General features: G+C 67.9%; 17 protein-coding genes and 4 pseudogenes. 14 read left to right on the top strand and 7 right to left on the bottom strand.

Annotation, left to right across the window (positions count from 1 at the left end):
• The coding region (locus tag M2283_RS42260) for an RNA-guided endonuclease InsQ/TnpB family protein (RefSeq protein ID WP_280881888.1) at window positions 1–987 on the bottom strand (987 nt) is incomplete at its 3' end.
• 161 nt (window positions 988–1,148) lie between these two features.
• Here M2283_RS42260 and M2283_RS42255 point away from each other — a divergent pair.
• Window positions 1,149–2,088: pseudogene (locus M2283_RS42255) on the top strand (NADP-dependent oxidoreductase).
• Window positions 2,089–2,101: 13 nt separating this feature from the next.
• Here the strand turns inward: M2283_RS42255 and M2283_RS42250 are convergent.
• Window positions 2,102–2,320: a TetR family transcriptional regulator gene (locus M2283_RS42250; protein WP_280881887.1), complete on the bottom strand. Its 219-nt coding sequence runs from the start codon at window positions 2,318–2,320 to the stop codon at window positions 2,102–2,104.
• A gap of 148 nt (window positions 2,321–2,468) precedes the next feature.
• Here M2283_RS42250 and M2283_RS42245 point away from each other — a divergent pair, with 148 nt between their 5' ends.
• The 7 genes and pseudogenes from M2283_RS42245 to M2283_RS42220 all read left to right on the top strand — a co-directional run bounded on the left by M2283_RS42245 (window position 2,469) and on the right by M2283_RS42220 (window position 7,775).
• Entirely contained in the window at window positions 2,469–3,107 is a 639-nt protein-coding gene (locus M2283_RS42245; protein WP_280881886.1) for an isochorismatase family protein, read from the top strand.
• A gap of 152 nt (window positions 3,108–3,259) precedes the next feature.
• Window positions 3,260–4,087, top strand: coding sequence for a helix-turn-helix transcriptional regulator (locus tag M2283_RS42240; protein WP_280881885.1), 828 nt, complete (start codon window positions 3,260–3,262; stop codon window positions 4,085–4,087).
• Between the two features lie 257 nt (window positions 4,088–4,344).
• The gene (locus tag M2283_RS42235; RefSeq protein ID WP_280881884.1) at window positions 4,345–5,295 is read left to right on the top strand and encodes an alpha/beta hydrolase; all 951 of its coding nucleotides are present in this window, start codon (window positions 4,345–4,347) and stop codon (window positions 5,293–5,295) included.
• A gap of 191 nt (window positions 5,296–5,486) precedes the next feature.
• A pseudogene (locus M2283_RS42230) lies at window positions 5,487–5,633 on the top strand (alkene reductase); the annotation flags it as partial.
• A gap of 70 nt (window positions 5,634–5,703) precedes the next feature.
• Window positions 5,704–5,850: pseudogene (locus M2283_RS52065) on the top strand (alkene reductase); the annotation flags it as partial.
• 3 nt (window positions 5,851–5,853) lie between these two features.
• Window positions 5,854–6,384: an SRPBCC family protein gene (locus M2283_RS42225; protein ID WP_280881883.1), complete on the top strand. Its 531-nt coding sequence runs from the start codon at window positions 5,854–5,856 to the stop codon at window positions 6,382–6,384.
• Window positions 6,385–6,860: 476 nt separating this feature from the next.
• Window positions 6,861–7,775 carry an NADP-dependent oxidoreductase gene (locus M2283_RS42220; RefSeq protein ID WP_280881882.1) on the top strand — a complete coding sequence of 305 codons (915 nt, stop codon included), beginning with the start codon at window positions 6,861–6,863 and terminating at the stop codon, window positions 7,773–7,775.
• A 342-nt stretch (window positions 7,776–8,117) separates the two neighbouring features.
• Here the strand turns inward: M2283_RS42220 and M2283_RS42215 are convergent, their stop codons facing one another.
• The 3 genes from M2283_RS42215 to M2283_RS42205 all read right to left on the bottom strand — a co-directional run bounded on the left by M2283_RS42215 (window position 8,118) and on the right by M2283_RS42205 (window position 10,319).
• Window positions 8,118–8,249: a helix-turn-helix domain-containing protein gene (locus tag M2283_RS42215; RefSeq protein ID WP_280881895.1), complete on the bottom strand. Its 132-nt coding sequence runs from the start codon at window positions 8,247–8,249 to the stop codon at window positions 8,118–8,120.
• A 484-nt stretch (window positions 8,250–8,733) separates the two neighbouring features.
• Complete coding sequence (locus M2283_RS42210; RefSeq protein ID WP_280881881.1) at window positions 8,734–9,741, bottom strand: helix-turn-helix transcriptional regulator; 1,008 nt, start codon at window positions 9,739–9,741, stop codon at window positions 8,734–8,736.
• Complete coding sequence (locus tag M2283_RS42205) at window positions 9,738–10,319, bottom strand: ester cyclase (RefSeq protein ID WP_280881880.1); 582 nt, start codon at window positions 10,317–10,319, stop codon at window positions 9,738–9,740. The genes M2283_RS42210 and M2283_RS42205 overlap by 4 nt, the downstream gene beginning before the upstream one ends.
• A 116-nt stretch (window positions 10,320–10,435) precedes the next feature.
• Here M2283_RS42205 and M2283_RS42200 point away from each other — a divergent pair, with 116 nt between their 5' ends.
• Window positions 10,436–11,056, top strand: coding sequence for a TetR/AcrR family transcriptional regulator (locus M2283_RS42200; RefSeq protein WP_280881879.1), 621 nt, complete (start codon window positions 10,436–10,438; stop codon window positions 11,054–11,056).
• A 315-nt stretch (window positions 11,057–11,371) separates the two neighbouring features.
• A complete protein-coding gene (locus tag M2283_RS42195; RefSeq protein WP_280881878.1) occupies window positions 11,372–11,674 on the top strand; it encodes a hypothetical protein in 303 nt (100 codons plus the stop codon).
• Window positions 11,675–11,817: 143 nt separating this feature from the next.
• On the opposite strand, the pseudogene M2283_RS52060 reads toward M2283_RS42195, so the two are convergent.
• Window positions 11,818–12,072, bottom strand: a pseudogene (locus M2283_RS52060) (transposase); the annotation flags it as partial.
• Between the two features lie 165 nt (window positions 12,073–12,237).
• Between M2283_RS52060 and M2283_RS42185 the strand changes: the two are divergent.
• The 4 genes from M2283_RS42185 to M2283_RS42170 all read left to right on the top strand — a co-directional run bounded on the left by M2283_RS42185 (window position 12,238) and on the right by M2283_RS42170 (window position 14,946).
• Window positions 12,238–12,642 carry a type II toxin-antitoxin system PemK/MazF family toxin gene (locus tag M2283_RS42185; RefSeq protein ID WP_280881877.1) on the top strand — a complete coding sequence of 135 codons (405 nt, stop codon included), beginning with the start codon at window positions 12,238–12,240 and terminating at the stop codon, window positions 12,640–12,642.
• A gap of 476 nt (window positions 12,643–13,118) precedes the next feature.
• Window positions 13,119–13,349, top strand: coding sequence for a hypothetical protein (locus tag M2283_RS42180; protein ID WP_280881876.1), 231 nt, complete (start codon window positions 13,119–13,121; stop codon window positions 13,347–13,349).
• Between the two features lie 269 nt (window positions 13,350–13,618).
• Window positions 13,619–14,008, top strand: coding sequence for a VOC family protein (locus M2283_RS42175; RefSeq protein ID WP_280881875.1), 390 nt, complete (start codon window positions 13,619–13,621; stop codon window positions 14,006–14,008).
• Window positions 14,009–14,146: 138 nt separating this feature from the next.
• A protein-coding gene (locus tag M2283_RS42170) for an IS5 family transposase (RefSeq protein ID WP_280881893.1) occupies window positions 14,147–14,946 on the top strand; the annotation gives its coding sequence in 2 pieces (ribosomal slippage) (window positions 14,147–14,482 and window positions 14,485–14,946; 798 coding nt in all).
• A gap of 9 nt (window positions 14,947–14,955) precedes the next feature.
• Here M2283_RS42170 and M2283_RS42165 read toward each other — a convergent pair.
• Window positions 14,956–15,804 (bottom strand): hypothetical protein, encoded by an 849-nt coding sequence (locus M2283_RS42165; protein ID WP_280881874.1) that lies wholly within the window; start codon window positions 15,802–15,804, stop codon window positions 14,956–14,958.
• Window positions 15,805–16,152: the final 348 nt, after the last annotated feature.

Genomic DNA, 16,152 nt, shown 5'->3' with positions numbered 1-16,152 from the left:
GCCGCAGTTCCCGCACAGCTTGCTGCTGGGGAAGAAGCGGTCGATCACGACGAGTTCACGCCCATACCAGGCGCACTTGTACTCCAGCATCGACCTCAGTTGCCTCCACGACACATCCGAGATGGCGCGCGCCAACGTGTGATTCTTGAGCAGGTTGCGGACGGTGAGGTCCTCGATCACGACCGTTTGGTTCTCACGGACGAGCCGAGTCGACAGCTTGTGCAGGTGGTCGCGGCGCCGGTCGGCGATCCGCGCATGGACCCTGGCAACCCTGCGACGGGCTTTGTCGCGGTTCGCGGAGTCCTTCGCCTTCCGCGACAGCTCCCGCTGCTCACGGGCCAGCCGGGCGCGGTCGCGCCGCTCGTGCCGGGGGTTGGCGACCTTCTCGCCGGTGGACAGGGTCACCAGGGAGGTGATGCCGGCGTCGATGCCGACCGCGTTCTTCGTGGCCGGAGCCGGGGTAATGCCGTCGTCGCACAGCAGCGACACGAACCAGCGTCCCGCACTGTCACGGGACACCGTCACCGTGGTCGGCTCGCTGCCCTCCGGGAGCGGACGCGACCAGCGGATGTCCAGGGGGCCGGCCATCTTCGCCAGCGTCAGCCGTCCCTCGCGCCACGTGAAGGCCGAGCGGGTGTACTCGGCCGACGCGCGGGATTTCTTGCGGGACTTGAAGCGCGGATACTTCGCCCGCTGGGCGAAGAAGTTCCCGAACGCCGTCTGGAGATGGCGCAGCGCCTGCTGGAGCGGGACCGAGGACACCTCCGTCAGGAAGGCCAGCTCCCCGGTCTTCTTCCACTGTGTGAGTGCGGTGGAGGACTGCACGTAGGGGATGCGGCGCTGCTCTGTGTACCAGGCCCGTGTGCGCTCTTCCAGCGCCTTGTTGTAGACCAGGCGGACGCAGCCGAACGTGCGCGACAGCTCCGCCGCCTGCTCGCCTGTGGGGTAAAAGCGGTACTTGAACGCCCGCTTGACCTGCCGCGCCATACCTCACGTTCTATCAGTTCCCGTGTGAGTGGCGAGTGTCGGCCGGTGGACGACGCACGCCGGTGCGCTCTGACGGCGAACCGGCTTTCCCTGCCCTGCTGCGCAGGAGCTTCGTTTCCTCCCCCGGCTGAAGCCGGGGGTATCCACAAAGGAGAGCCCCGATGAAGGCAGTGCGTTTCCACAAGTACGGCACCCCGGACGTCCTGCGCTATGAGGAGGTGGAACAGCCGGTCCCCGGCATCGGAGAGGTCCGGATCCGGGTGGCCGCGACATCGTTCAACCCGGTCGACGGCAACATCCGTGCCGGCTTCATGCAGGGCCCCATCCCGGTGGCTCTGCCTCACACCCCCGGCATCGACGTCGCCGGCACGGTCGACGCGCTGGGCGAGGACCCGGACGGCGTCGAGGTCGGTGACCGGGTTGTCGGATTCCTGCCGATGACCGGCGCCGGCGCGGCCGCGGAATACGTCCTCGCACCGACTGGGGATCCTGACGCCGGCGCCCACGAGCATTCCGCTGGCCGATGCCGGCGGGCTGCCGCTGGTCGGCCTCACCGCCTGGCAGGCCCTCTTCGACCACGCCAAGCTGACCGCCGGCCAGCGCGTGCTGATCAACGGCGCGGGCGGCTCGGTCGGCGGCTACGCCGTGCAGCTGGCCAAGCACGCCGGCGCCCATGTGATCGCCACGGCCGGGCCGCGCAGCAGCGAGCGTGTCAAGGCGGCTGGCGCCGATGACGTTCTCGGTCACGGCCTTCCCGAACTGGCTGAGCCGGTCGACGTCGTGCTCAACCTCGCGCCGGTCGATCCGGCGCAGCTGGCCGCGCTGGCCGGTGTGGTCCGCGACGGCGGTGTCGTGGTGAACACGACGGTGTGGATGTCCGCTCCGTCCGACGAGGAACGTGGCGTGCGTGGTATCAACCTCTTCGTCAACAGCGACGCAGCCCAGCTGGCGCAGCTGGTGGCACTGGTCGACTCCGGCAAGCTGCGCGTCGACATCGCCAGGCGGGTGCCACTGGCCGACCTGCCGGCTCTGCATGCCGAAGCCGCCGCGGGCCCGCTCTCCGGAAAGGCCATCGTCTTTCCCCCCGCCGCGCTCGCCTAGGCAGCATCGCCCTTCACAGGGTGCTGCCGCCGGCTTGCTCCCTGCGCGCGACGCAGCCCTGGGACGCTCGTACAGGCCGGGCGGCTCTGGTCATCGAGACGATGACCAGCTGTTCCTTCGACGGACAGTTCCACATCGCCAGGCCGCAGGCGACGCCGGCCCGCCGGGCGATCTCCCGGATGATGGCGCGGCTGTCACCGCGTTCGGCGAACGCGGAGCGTCCGGCCTCCAAGATGGCCGCCTCACTGGCATCAGGATCCCGTCGTTCTCTGATCCGGTTCTCCGCACTCGCCGACCCGGCGCACAGCGGTCATCGACAACGTTGATTCCACTCATGCCGCGACGGTCATCAGTACCGTCGCCAGCCATCGGAGCACCTCGTGAACCTCGAACCACTGACCCCCGAGAACACCACAATCGTCCTGGTGGACCACGCCGTCGGTTTCGCCAACGTGCTGCGGTCGCACGACACGGCGGAGCACATCAACAACGTGGTCGGACTGGCAAAGACAGCCCTGCGGTACGAAAGCGGCCTGGTAGTGACCAACGGCCGGCCCGACAAGCCGTCCGGACCGCTCTACCCGCAACTGAAGGAAACGATCGGGGACCACCCCGTGATCGAACGGGGCGGCAACTTCAACGGCTTTCTGGACGCGGACTTCGCACGAGCCGTACGCGAGACCGGGCGCCGCAAGCTCGCCATCGCGGGCGTGTCCACCGAGGGATGCGTCCTGCAGACCGTGCTGGGCGCGCTGCGCGAGGACTACGAGGTCTACCTGGTCGTGGACGCCACAGCGAGCCTGACAGCCGAAACCCACGCCGTCGCGGTCGAGCGCATGATGCAGGCCGGCGCCTCCCCGATCACCTGGTTCTCCCTGGCCGGGGAGTTCACCGTGGACCACCGTTCCACGACCGCACCCCACTTCCAGCGGCTGATGCGCGAGCACGTGCCGACCATGGCCATAGGCGTCCAGTCCTACCTGTCCGCCCTCCAGCAGGCTGGGCCGAGTTCGGCATGAGGCATGCCGCCCGGGGGCGGATGAGGGCCGTCCGGCTGTCCCTGTGCACCGCTGTCGCCCAGCCACGGACAACTCGTCCCCTGATGAAGTGGCCCTTCATCCGCTCTTCCGTCCGCGCCAGGATGGGTGTGTCGAACAGAGGAGGTCGGACGATGGACCGGGTGTTGCTGGCGGATTTTCTTCGCGCGCGTCGTGAGGTGTTGCAGCCGGAGGATGTCGGGCTTCCTCGCGGACAGCGGCGCCGCACCGGCGGGCTGCGGCGCGAGGAGGTGGCGGCGCTGGCCGGTATGTCAGCCGACTACTACAGCCGTATCGAGCAGCAGCGTGGTCCGGCGCCCTCGGAGCGGATGCTCGTTGCGATCGCCCGGGCGATGCGGCTCAACCTGAACGAGCGCGACCACCTCTTCACCCTCGGCGGCATCCCTGCACCCCAGCGGATCATACGAGATGATCATGTCGGTCCCACCATGATGCGGATCGTCGGCGGCCTCCGGAATGTTCCGGCGATGTTGATGTCGCGGTTCGGTGAGGCGCTCCTGCAGACACCTCCGGCGGTTGCGCTGCTCGGTGACTTCACCCGCTACTCGGGTCTGTCCCGGTACCTGGTCTACCGCTGGTTCACCCATGACCCGCAGGTCCGCGGCCTGTATCCGGTGGAGGACCATTCGCTGCGGGGCAGGGTTTTCGCCGCGGAGATCCGGGACGCCTACACGGCCGATCCAACGGGTAGGGCCGGTGAGATCGTCGCGGCCCTGCTCGAGGTCAGTCCCGAGTTCGCGGAGATCTGGCGGTTGCACGAGGTGGGGGTAACCCATCACCACGACCTCAAGCGCTACCTGCACCCCGAGCTGGGGGAACTGGAGCTCTACTCCGAGATGCTGATAGATCCCGAGCAGTGCCAGCAGCTGCTGGTCTTCACCGCCACGCCCGGCTCCCCCAGCCGGGGCAAGCTGCAGATGCTGTTCGCTGTCGGTCCCTAGCGGCAGTCGCCGCCCTCTCACCCTGTGATGCCGCTTCGAAACCGGAGTGTCCTTACCAAACGCTTCAAAACTGAAGCACATTGCGTGGAGCGTGTCGCGTCTCCTGATTGGCGGCCGAGCCGGCGCGGGATTCCAGAGGGTCAGGTCTGCTGAGCCGCCCAACGGCAAACCCTCGCCTGCCGAACCCGGAACTTCTGGGCCCGCTGATTCCACGAATGACCAGATCAGACCAAACCAGCCATGAAGGCAGGACAGTCATGTCACTCAGTTTCGACCCCGAGTTCGCCCAGGTGTTCGCCCCCATGGCCGAGTCCATGGCGGGTGCCACCCCTCCGCCGGTCGGCGACGTCGGCGCGCGCCGCGCCATGTGGGAACCGATCATCGGTGCCGCTTCGGCGGCCCAGCCGGTCCCGGCCGACGTCACGACCACCGAGTACTACGCGACCGCGGACGACGGCACGAAGATCACCATGCGCTGGTACGCCAAGACGGGCGCCCCCAGCGGTCCGGCCGCGTTGTTCTTCCACGGCGGCGGTTACATCTTCGGCCACATCGATCTGTTCGACGGCCCCATATCCCGCTACGTCTCCGCGAGCGGGGTGCCGATGCTGTCGGTCGAGTACCGCCGGGCCCCCGAACACCCCTTCCCCACACCGGTCGAGGACGGGTACACCGCCCTGCGCTGGCTGCACGAGCACGCCGGCGAGCTGGGTGTCGACCCTGCGCGGATCGGTGTGATGGGCGACAGCGCCGGAGGCGGACTGGCCGCGGCGCTGTCGATCCTCGCCCGGGAGCGCGGCGGCCCGGTGATCGCCCGGCAGATCCTGCTCATGCCGATGCTCGACGACCGCACCACCACGCCCGACCCGCACATCGAGCCCTACCTGCTGTGGTCCTACGACGACAGCCGCACCGCCTGGCCGGCCCTGCTCGGCGACGCTGCGGGCGGACCCGACGTACCCGCCACGGCCGCCCCGGCCCGCCTCAAGGACGCGACCGGTCTGCCTCCCGCCTACATCGAGGTCGGCCAGCTCGACGCCTTCCGCGACGAGGACCTCGCCTACGCCCTCAAACTCAGCCGCGCCGGCGTACCCGTGGAGTTCCATCTTCACCCCGGTGTCCCGCACGAGTTCGACTCCATCGCCTTCGACATCGACATCGCCCGCCGGGCCGTCGCCGACCGCGTACGCGCGCTCGCCTCCCTCTAGCCCTCCCCCTTCGGCGGCCTCCGGTCCCCCTGCAGCAGAAAGCGCTCCCCATGACTGTCTGGACCCCCTGTCACCATCGGTGCCATGAAGCTGCCGCACCGGCTCTTCATGGCGCCCATGAGCCGTGACCGCTCCCTGGCGGACGGCCTGCCAGCGAGCTCAATGTCGAGTACTACCGGCAGCGGGCCTCCATGGCCCTGACCATCACCGAGGGCACCCAGCCGTCCGAAGACGGTCAGGGTTACCTGCTGACGCCGGGAATCCACACTGACGCGCACATCGCCGGCCGGCACAAGGCCACCGACGCCGTCCACGCCGAGGCCGGGCGCATCGTGGTCCAGCTGATGCACACCGGCGGTATCTCCCACCCGGACAACGCCCCGCACCACCACACGCCCGTCGCCGGTCGGCGCCACGGCACTGGCCAACCCCGACCTGCCCCACCGCCTCCGCACGGGCGTCCCGCTCAACGAGCCCGACCCCGCCGCCTTCTACGGCGGCGACCACCGCGGCTACACCGACTACCCCACCCTCCCCACCACCACGGAGAGCTGAACCATGACCACACTCCTCATCGGCCCAGCCGACAAGACCGTCACCATCACCGTCCAGCAGCGGACCCACACGGCACCCCAGGACGCCTTCCGCATCCTGGTGCCCATCGACCTCCCCACCGTCTTCCGCCCGGTGGCCCCGTTCCCTGGCATAAGCAGCGTGAAGAACCAGACCGAGGCATGGGACCACGCGGGAGCGCGAAGAAACCCGCAGTTCGACGACGGTTCCCAGGCCAACGAAGAACTCACCGAGTACGTACTGGGCTCCAGCTTCGCCTACCAGCTGACCGGCTTCACCAATGTCCTCTCCCGCCTCGCGGCCGGCATCCGGGGCGAGTTCAACGTCAACCCCGACGGTGACGGCACACTCATCCGCTGGACCTACGAGTTCAAGCCGCTGCCCGGCCGCCGCTGGATCCTGGCCGGTCCCTTCGCCCCGCTCTGGCGCCGCTACATGGTGGCCGCCCTCGACCGGTGCGTCCACGTCATCGAAACAAAGGACAACAGCGAGCAGCCGCTGCTTCGGGCCGAGTGACGGCCCGAAGCAGCGGCACCGGAGTCCCAGCCCGGTCGTTCCAGCCGTGCTGAACTCGTAGGAACCCGTCCTCGATTCCCGCCTGCCACGGACTCCAGCCCCGACGATCAACTCGGACCCGACCCCCAGGTCCCCTGCACGACACCCGCGGCAGGGCCGGAAAGATTGCCACAGCACTGACGCACGTCCTGGTCCCACGGATGCACGAGGTGAACCCACTCATTGCCTCCGAGCGCTGCCAGCATCCCGAGGTGGGCGTGCTGGAGCTGCACAGACAGTGACTGGCAGCCCCTGATCAGGCCCCGACGCTGCTGAACAGCGCCGGGCGCGGGCAGGCGGCCCGAAGTTCTGCGGCTCCAGCCCGCGAACGAGCCCATCCAACAGTTATTTGGTTAGCCACAAGACCGGCGTCACATTTTCGGTGTCTAGCCACCTACTTGGTTTCGCCGGATCAACTCATCGAAGGAGTCACAGTGATGAAGGCCATCGTTTTCGACACGTTCGGCGGCACCGAGGTCCTGCACGAGGCGCAGACCGAGGTCCCCGAGCCCGGCTCCGGCCAGGTCCGCGTGCGTGTACAGGCTGTCGGCGTCAACCCGGTGGACGGCAAGATCCGCTCCGGGATCATGGAAGCCATCTTCCCCACCACCCTGCCCGCCGTCCCCGGCGGGGAGATCGCCGGGATCGTCGACGCCGTCGGCGAGGGCGTCGACCATCTGAAGGTGGGCGACGAAGTGCTGGGCTGGTCCGACACCGGCGCCTACGCCCAGTACGCGCTGGCCACTGCGATCACCCTCGCCCCCAAGCCGGCCGGCCTGGACTGGACGCACGCGGCCGCCCTGCCCGTAGCGAGCGACGGCGCCGACCGCGTCCTGGACCTGCTCGACATCAAAACCGGCGAGACCCTGCTGATCCACGGCGCGTCCGGCGCGCTGGGCACCATCGCCGTCCAGCTCGCCGTCGCCCGCGGTGCCCGCGTCATCGGCACCGCCGGCCCGGCCAACCAGGAGTACGTGACCTCGCTCGGCGCCACCGCGCTGGTCTACGGCGAGGGCCTGGTCGAGCGGGTGCGTGCGCTCGCCCCAGGCGGCGTGGACGCGGTGCTCGACGCCGCGGGCAAGGGCGCGCTGGAGGACTCCATCACCCTGCGCGGCGGCACCGACCGGATCGTCACCACCGCCGACTTCCGCGCCCGCGAACTCGGTGTCGTCTTCGCCGAGGGCCCGGCGCGGCGCTCGGCCACCCGGCTGGCCGAACTGGCCCGGCAGGCCGCCGACGGCACACTGATGACCACGGTCGGCGCAACCTACCCGCTTGCCGACGCGGCCAAGGCGCAGCAGGCCAGCGACGCCGGCCACAGCCGCGGAAAGCTCGTCCTCACCGTCGACTGACCTCCCCCGCAGGGGCCCGCCCTCGTTACGTTTTCCGCGGTCCTGCAAGAGGGCCGCTGGCCTCCGGGCCCGGCATGACTGTGTCCCCCTGTCGAAGGCATGACCTGGGGGGTGGTGTCGCCGGGCCCGGGAGGTGCCGTCGGAAACGCTGATGTGAGGTCCGGCCACCACTCGGTCCGGCGCAACGCCGGACAGCTCGCGGGCGGCAGGTCTGCATAACGTGGATGCGCGCGTACGACACCACTGCCGAGGGCGGCACGTTCAACTCCCCTGGAAGAACGCGATGTTCGACACCGAAGACGTGGGCTTGTTCCTCGCCCTGGCCGTCGGCAGGAGCTCTCATCACGGGCACGGGCTGACTCCGGCCGACAAGAAGGTCTTCGACAGCTGGTAGCCGAGCCGGTCGGCGGCGGCCTGGACCCTCTCCCGGGTCGCCGCACTGATGGTTCCGTCCGGCGTCAGCGCCCGGGACACCGTGGACGGGGAAACCCCGGCCACCTTCGCAACTTCTCGAATCGTCACCTGCACGTGCCGAGGTTTACACCCCTGTGTTCGAGCGTCAATGCAAGGTCGACAGGGCTTTGTCCGTGTTCGACACGCCCCATGGACCTGCGCCTCACCGCCGGTGCCACCCACAGGCCGACCTCGGCGACGACGTGGCCGGGAGAGCGACAAGGCTGATCGCGATCAAGGTTCTGGGATCTTCCTGAGAAACGGGCCGACATCTCGACCGTGTGTGGCCTGCGACCTGCGTGGTTCCACCGCCGACTCTCAGAGATCTTCCAGAACCTCTCGGGAACGTCGGACCGGCAAACCCCACTGCGTGGTCCCCACAGCACGCAGCACCCTCTCTCCCCCGCTGCCGTGTGCTTCCCTGCGAATGAGGCGGAGTGTTCCTATCTCGTCGGTGCCCTCTGCCGCGACCTGTGGGCCGACGCCTCCTCCGTGCGCGCCCATATCAGCCTGGGCTCTCAGCCCACCGACCGTCGCGTCCTCCTGCTCGGAACGGCGCACCCACCCACGTGCGCAGTGTCTGCTGGTTCACTCCGTACTCGACCGACAGATGATGCAGGCGGCAGCCCGGGTCACAGTCCTCGGGCGAGACGTCCAGCCCCTTTCCCTCCAGATGCCAGGCCGCACGCAGAGCGTCCATCTTCTCTGCGTCGGTGGTCTCGGCCGCAGTCGTACACGTGAGAACCTTGAGGTTGGTGCCGGCAGGCATCAGAACGTCGACGTCGATGGTGATGGCACCCAACGTTGGATGTTCGATGGTCTTGCGGTCGCCGGTCCAGGGGCCGGCCGTGCCGTTGAACCACAGTCGGGCGAACGCCGGTTCCCGTCGAAGCAGGCCTTCGACGAGTGAGGAGAGTCGTGCATCGCGGGGATGGGCGGCCGCTGTCACGCGCAGGTCGGCGACGAGGTCCTCCACCTCGGAATCACTGCCTCTCCATGTCCGAACGGGCCATGCCGCATTCGGGTCCCGGTCTCGGCTGGCTCTCGTCTGGAACATCCCTGCGACGAGATTGTCCGCTTCCCAGCCGTACGTGCGGGGATCGCCGACCGTGGCCGTCCACATCCTGTTCCAGCCGATGATGGTCCAGTCAGCGGCGAAGACCCCGGCGGGGACCGCTCCCAACCGGTGTACCAGTCGCTGCACGCTCATGGGTATGCGCCTGGAGACGTTCCCGGCGGAGGGCGGTTCGAGGTTGGCGCAGCGAAACAAATGGTCACGCTCGGACGGGTCGAGACGCAGTGCGCGTGCCAGGGCGGTGACCACTTGGGCCGAGGGATTGCGTGCGCGGCCCTGTTCCAGCAGCACCAGGTAGTCGACCGATACACCTGCCAGACGGGCCAGTTCTTCGCGGCGCAGTCCAGGGATGCGCCGCTCCCCGCCGGCCTCCAGCCCGCTGTCCTGCGGCGACATGCGCTCGCGCCAGCCGCGCAGCGTCATGCCGAAGTGGTTCACCGCGCCGTCCCCGTGCCTTCCGCATACTGCGCGGCCTCTGCCGCACGCGTTGAGACGGCTGCCGCCGCGCGCCGGTCGCGGCCGGTGAGCTTCCAGCCGGCGAGCCGCGCGATGAGGGCAGGGGTCGGCGGGAAGGTGCCGAGCTGGCCGAGCATGGTCATGTCGTCGCGGACGGCCTCGTGCCTGATCACCTTCCCGTCGCGCACGGTCAGTACGTGGATCTGCTCATAGTCCAACTCGCGGCCGGTCGGCGGCATGACCCTCTCCAGCGTCCCGTCGCGGAAGAGCACGAACGGCCCGGTGTGCCGCCCCTGCATGCGCACCCGGACGAACACCTGTCCGCGCTCGTCGTCGACGCCCGTGTCGAGAACGGGGAAGCGCAGGTCGGTGAACGCCGAACGCATCCAGGCACTTGAGGCGAGCACCCCGGCCGGTCCGGGGATCGCGCAGGCGGCGGGAGAGTTGACTGCCTCCCGGTTGTGGAAGTCGGCGTGGACGACGTCCGCGGCGAGCGCCGGGTCACCGGTCTCTATGACCCTGAAGAGGGAATGCGCGCTGTCGGTGGCGTTGCTGCCCATGGGAACTCCGCGGTTGTGGGTCGGTGGACGAGATGCCTCGCCGAATTAGCTCCAGCAAGAGCCTATTGAATAGGACGATAGTATATCCATGAAGTCCGGCAGGTATAGTGACGGCCATGCCGACCAAGCGCGCCTACGCCTCCCCACTGCGGGAGAAGGCGGCGGCGCAGACGCGGGAGGTGATCCTGCGGGCCGCGACGGAGTTGTTCGGGCAACGCGGCTACGCGCTGGTGACGGTCGCGGACATCGCCGCCGCGGCGGGCGTCTCGCCGAAGACCGTGTTCGCGAGCGTCGGCAGCAAGCGCGAGATCATGGACCACATCATCGACGCGGGCGTGATCGCGGGTCGCTGCGACGAGGCGATGGAGCAGTTGCGGCAACTGCGTACACCGCGCGACGTCCTCGCGGCGCTGGCGACGGGCACCCGCTTCGGCAGCGAATCACAGTTCACGGTGCACGAGGCGATCCGGCTGGCGCTGCCCGTGCACGAGGACGGCGCGGCACTGTGGGAGCGGGCCACCCGCAGCTCCCGTGCGGCGATGAGCGACACGGCACACCACCTGCACACCCTCACACCGCGCCCGCGCTACGCGGCGGCGGAGACCGCCGACCTGCTCTGGCTCTGGTTCGGCCCGCACGGCTGGCGCACCCTCGTCGCCGACGCCGGGTGGTCCTGGGACAGCGCCGAAACCGCGATCCGCGAGACGGCCATCGCGGCGCTCTACGGCGACTGCTGACCTCGGGCCTGCGGGGGGACGCCGCCCGGCCAAGGACGAGTCCCGCCGAGGCCGCCGTGAGGCGCCATCCGCAGTCGCGTGCACAGTCCGCCGTTCTAATTCCATCATCCGTCTGCAGGCCCCGATCGGGAGCCGGTGGACTCGTCCGGGGGCTCGGGCCGATGGTTCTCCAGGCCGGCGAGGAAGTTCTCGACCAGGGCCGGTGCACGTCTGCGGACGCGGGAGGGAACTATCAGGGCCCAGCCGTAGAAGGGGGCCGACGATGCCCTCGAAGTAGCCGATGACATCGACCGTGGGTTCGCCGCGGGCGGCGGCGTGTTCAAATCTCAAATCGCCAAACTCGCGGTGCTCGCCGTGCGATGGCCACATCTACGCGCTGCCCTGGGCCGACAGATCGGCCCGACCGAACGCGACACCGTCCTCGCGCTACTCGAGGCGCCCCTTGCCGAACTGCCCGAGGACGCCAGTTGGTCAGCACGCCGCGAAGCCCTGCACACGGTGCTCGCCAACGCCCAGATACCCGAGAAACTGCGTGCCAGCCTGCTGGCATCAGAAGCCCTGTGCCAGCTACTCGCAACGGCTCCGTCGATCGGCACGACCGCCGCCGGCTACCTCTGACTTCCCTTGACTTCAGCGTATCGGCACGTTCCGATATTCACGTGTGCGGAATAGGGCGGCCATAGACCGGGGCGAAGGTGCGGACTGGCCCGCGGCATGCTCTCCCGATGGCGACTGGGTAGCGCCCTCCGGTGAATGTTCACCTCATCCACGACGTACCCGGTGGCCTGACCCGACGAGCTCGATCGTTTGTAGGCGCGCACGTCGTCGCGGACCTGGTCGGCGTCCCACTTGGCCCGCCCGAGCAGGTGCTGCATGCCGTCCGGGGTTTTGTCCCCGGCCCACTCGGCGATGGTCCAGCAGTTCTTGCGCGGCAGGTCGGACAGCAGGCCGAGTACCAACTTCCGGGCCCGGCGCCGGGATTCCACCCGCGTGAACCGTCCCGCTATCCGGCTCATCGGGCCCTCGAACGCTTCCTGCCGGCGGGCAGGGTCTACGCTGTGACCTGCGGCCACCGCATGATCGTTTGTCTTCACACACCGATGATCAACGGTGGCCGCGCCCGTCTCCACAGCGCGTCAGGTCGCGCGGCGTCTGCCTGCCGTCCTGTATTTGGAGGACTTGTGCAACGTGGCGAAGTCTGGTGGGTTCAGTTCGACGAGCGGAGGTTGGTCGTACTGCTGTCGGGAGAGGACACGTCCGGGATCCGGGTGATGCAGGTCGTTGCTCCGGCGGGCGTCGACATCAGTGGTCTTGGCATCGAAGTGATGGTGGGCACCGGTGAAGGACTGCCGTTCGAAGGCGTGCTGCGGCTCGCGTTCCCGCGTCCAGGCTTCACCCCATGCACGTGGCTGACCACTGTGTCCCGGGACGACCTGATAGAGCGGGAGGCCGTCCTGTCCTCCGCGAAGCTCAGCGAGATCGACGACGCCCTCCGACTCGCTGAACAAGCGCACGAGCGTACCCCGGCAACGACCGCGAAGCTCAGCGAGATACGGGACGCCCTCCGTCTCGGTGAACTCGGGTAGACGAAGAAGGAGCCGACGCCCGCGACGGCGTGGGCGATCTCGGGCGAGATGATCCACGCCGGCCTCGGCGCCCCTCACCATCGAGATCACGATCTACGGCTGGAGTACAAAACGCCCCGCTCAAGTGGTACCGGCGCGGGCCGATCCCCGGGGCCACTTGAAAACGTCCAAGAGACAAAGGATTTTCACCAACTGGGGCCGCTGCAAGGCGTCCTGCCGGGGCCGCTGAACAACGTCACAGCCACGCAGTACGACGGAGGCCCGAAGTACCTCGCTCCGGACTCACCCGAATCAGACTCTGCAGGGTGGTGGTTCGAAGCAGGGATACAGCGGACCGCAGTCCCCTACTCGTTGATGATCAGTCCGTCTGGCGAGTTTGGCATTCACGCAGACAGGTGGGCTCCTCTCCATGCGACCGTCGAGGGCTGGGTGGAATCGCTGGCACTGGCCCCCACGCATCCATTGGGGCAAAGCAGGTGACCAAACTCGTCGGCGATGACGTAGATGGCATCGAGTTGGACGGATACGAGCCGGTCAGCGAGGTGATGGGCCTGGCCGACACCTGGTGGAGTGGGCCCGACTCGCTGGTGGCGCTCTATACGGGGGAAGCCATGTCACTCGACTTCCCAAGAGGTCGCATCGCGTTGATCTACTCCGGCCTTGATCAGTGGGGACTGCGAGGAGGCGTCGAGACCGGCGATGGCTGAACTTGTCGGGGAACGAGTGCAGGTCCTGAATGGGGCATGGGTCAGGTTCGCCGAGCGATCTCTGCTGCGTAGTCGGCTCCTGACGGCTCCTACGGCCGATCGTTCGGCCGCGAAAGAGCTGACGCCGAGGAGGCGTTGGACAACCGCCGGGGCCATCTGAGCGCAGAGGTCGAGGAGGGCCGCACATCGGCCAGCTCAGTACCTGTTGTCGTACCGAGCTGCTGGCCGTGCTGTTCGAACAGCTGACTGGATGGGTAGCGTGTGTGCGCATGGCGGCGTTCGAGGCTGTTCAGGTGAACCTGTGGTGCGATGACGTGGAACGATGCGCAGCGTTCTTCCGTAGCCTCGGGATGCCGGAGAAATTTCGCTTCCCGTCCGACGACGAGCCGCACCAGGTCGAGGTGGAGGCTGCTGGCGTCCGGATCGGGTTCAGCTCGGCCCGTGTGGGCAGCGAGCTTTTCGGCATCGCCACGACGCCCGGGGAAAACACTGAGGTCGTGTTGTGGTGCAACGACGTTGACGGTCTGCATCAGATGGCGCTCGATGCAGGGGGCGAGCCACTGACGGGTCCGACCGACTCGCCGGACGGACGTCTTCGATATGCCTGGCTGCGCGATCCTGAGGGTCATCGCGTGAAGTTCGTGCAGGAACGCAGCTGAGTGGCTGTTGTCGGTCCGATCTTGAGGGTGTGTCGAACGGGAGTCTCGATCGGGTGGTTGCCGCCGGCTGCGGGCATGAGTACAGGGCCTCTTGGACGTCATCTCATTTGGCTGGGTAAGCTGCCAGTCGTGGCGAGGATCGTTGAGCGGCTGGTGCCGGATGAGTTGTGGGAGCTGTTCCAGCGGGTGGTACCGGAGGCGCCGTCGCGGCCTCAAGGTGGGGGCCGGCGTCGGCATGGCGACCGCGAAGTGCTGGCCGCGATCGTCTTCGTGGCGACCTCGGGCTGCACGTGGCAGCAGTTGCCGACCGCGTCGTTCGGGCCGTCCGGCGCGACGGCTCACCGGCGTTTCACCGAGTGGTCGAAGGCCCGGGTGTGGGCCAGACTCCACCGCCTGGTGCTCGACGAACTCGGATCCCGTGGCGAGTTGGACTGGTCGCGGTGCGCGATCGACTCGGTGAACATGCAGGCCCTGAAAAGGGGGAGCTGACAGGTCCGAATCCTGTGGACCGGGATAAGTACGGGTCAAAGATCCACTTGATCACGGAGCGGACCGGCCTGCCCCTGTCCATCGGCATCTCGGGCGCCAACACGCACGACAGCCAGGCACTGATCCCCCTGGTGAAGGGCATACCGCCGATCCGCTCCCGCCGGGGACCCCGGCGGCGCAGGCCCCACAAGCTCCACGCCGCCAAGGGCTATGACTCCAACCACCTGCGGCGATGGTTATCCAGCCGAGGCATCCGGCACCGCATCGCCCGCAGGGGCCTCGAGACCTCGCAACGGCTCGGCCGCCACCGCTGGACCATGGAACGCGCCATGTCCTGGCTCGCCGGATGCCGACGCCTGCACCGCCGCTACCAACGCAAAGCCGACCACTTCCTGGCCTTCACCAGCATCGCCTGCACCCTCATCTGCTACCGCAGACTCACCAAATGAGATGACTTCTTACCTGACGTCGACGAAGTCGCCGGGCGCCGTCGCTGCGGCGGTGGTGGGGGTGCCCGCGAAGACGTAGCGGTAGTACCCGTCGACGGTGGCCTTGGTGGTGGTCTTCAGGGCGCCGGTGCTGTTGGTCTTGACGGTCTTGAGCGTGGTGTAGGTGTTGCTGCCCTTCTTGCGGAACTGTAGCTTCGCGGGCTGGGATGCATAGCCGGCGTACTTGCCCGTCGACCAGTTCGCGCGGGCGAGTTTGCCCGTGACCGTGATGGTCTTGCCCTTCTTGACCGGCTCGGGCGTGGCGTTGGCGGTCAGTGTGGAGGTCTTCTTGATCGCGACGGTGGCGACGTCGTCGTTGTAGCTGGCGTTCGCGTACAGGTCCCAGGCGCCCAGGAACAGCTTCCAGGTCCCGGCCACGCCGTTGTCCTTCATGTCGGTGGCGGGGTGGATGTTGAAGACGGCCTTGCAGGTGTAGGTGCCCTGGGTCGCCGTTTCCGTGCAAACGGGGTCGTCGTCCGTCCCCAGGCCGCCGGTGATGCCGTCCGTGGTCGAACTGTCGGTGCCCTGCCACAGGAAGGCCTCGGTGAGGGCGACGCCGTTCTGGTCCGTGGCGGTGTACGTGACGGTGACGGACTTCGTGCCCGTGGTGCCGAGGACGATGTCCTTGCTACCGTTGATGACCGCGTGCGAGAACTTGGTGTTGCCCAACGAGTCTCTCGGCTGAACGGACTTCGAGGCGAAGGAACCGAGCTTCGCCGCCGCACCCGTCCACTCCGCCGCCTGGGCGGTCACCGGAAGAGCGAGTGCGGACAAAACGACGGCGCCGGAGATGACGGTGGCCGCAACGCGTATACGCATGAATCCCCCACGGGAATTTGGGAGGCCTGCCCAAGTCCCCCCTTGGCCAAGCCTGTTGATCTCCGCATCATATGGACTCGGTTCGGAATCAGTGAAGATCCTTTGGGTAAATAGTGTGTCTTTCCCGGCGGGTGCCCGTCGCTCGCTTCGATGCGATGGGTACCGGCTGAGGGGGTTGGGGGGCAGCCCACTGCGTTGTTGCCGCGCTGAATCGCATGACGGGGTGACCACCGGCCTGTTGCCGGCGTAGATGCCTTGGCCGATGGCGCGCGGGTCGCCGTGAGAGTCGGTTCCCGAGCCGGTTCGGAGAAAAGGTGTCTGTGCGGCGTAAGGGAGTGCCGGGCTCAT

It is taken from the genome of Streptomyces pseudovenezuelae (assembly GCF_029892565.1).
Lineage (GTDB): Bacteria > Actinomycetota > Actinomycetes > Streptomycetales > Streptomycetaceae > Streptomyces > Streptomyces pseudovenezuelae_A.
Note: the sequence above shows the minus strand (reverse complement) of the source record. Positions and strands in the feature narration are given on the sequence as shown.

What these genes read in the sequence shown, in the direction of transcription:
- M2283_RS42205 (WP_280881880.1), bottom strand. Translation starts at nt 10,319, where the DNA reads ATGGGCAGCAACGCCACCGACAGCGCGCATTCCCTCTTCAGGGTCATA.
- M2283_RS42235 (WP_280881884.1), top strand. Translation starts at nt 4,345, where the DNA reads ATGTCACTCAGTTTCGACCCCGAGTTCGCCCAGGTGTTCGCCCCCATG.
- M2283_RS42165 (WP_280881874.1), bottom strand. Translation starts at nt 15,804, where the DNA reads ATGCGTATACGCGTTGCGGCCACCGTCATCTCCGGCGCCGTCGTTTTG.
- M2283_RS42200 (WP_280881879.1), top strand. Translation starts at nt 10,436, where the DNA reads ATGCCGACCAAGCGCGCCTACGCCTCCCCACTGCGGGAGAAGGCGGCG.
- M2283_RS42240 (WP_280881885.1), top strand. Translation starts at nt 3,260, where the DNA reads ATGGACCGGGTGTTGCTGGCGGATTTTCTTCGCGCGCGTCGTGAGGTG.
- M2283_RS42225 (WP_280881883.1), top strand. Translation starts at nt 5,854, where the DNA reads ATGACCACACTCCTCATCGGCCCAGCCGACAAGACCGTCACCATCACC.
- M2283_RS42175 (WP_280881875.1), top strand. Translation starts at nt 13,619, where the DNA reads ATGGCGGCGTTCGAGGCTGTTCAGGTGAACCTGTGGTGCGATGACGTG.
- M2283_RS42220 (WP_280881882.1), top strand. Translation starts at nt 6,861, where the DNA reads ATGAAGGCCATCGTTTTCGACACGTTCGGCGGCACCGAGGTCCTGCAC.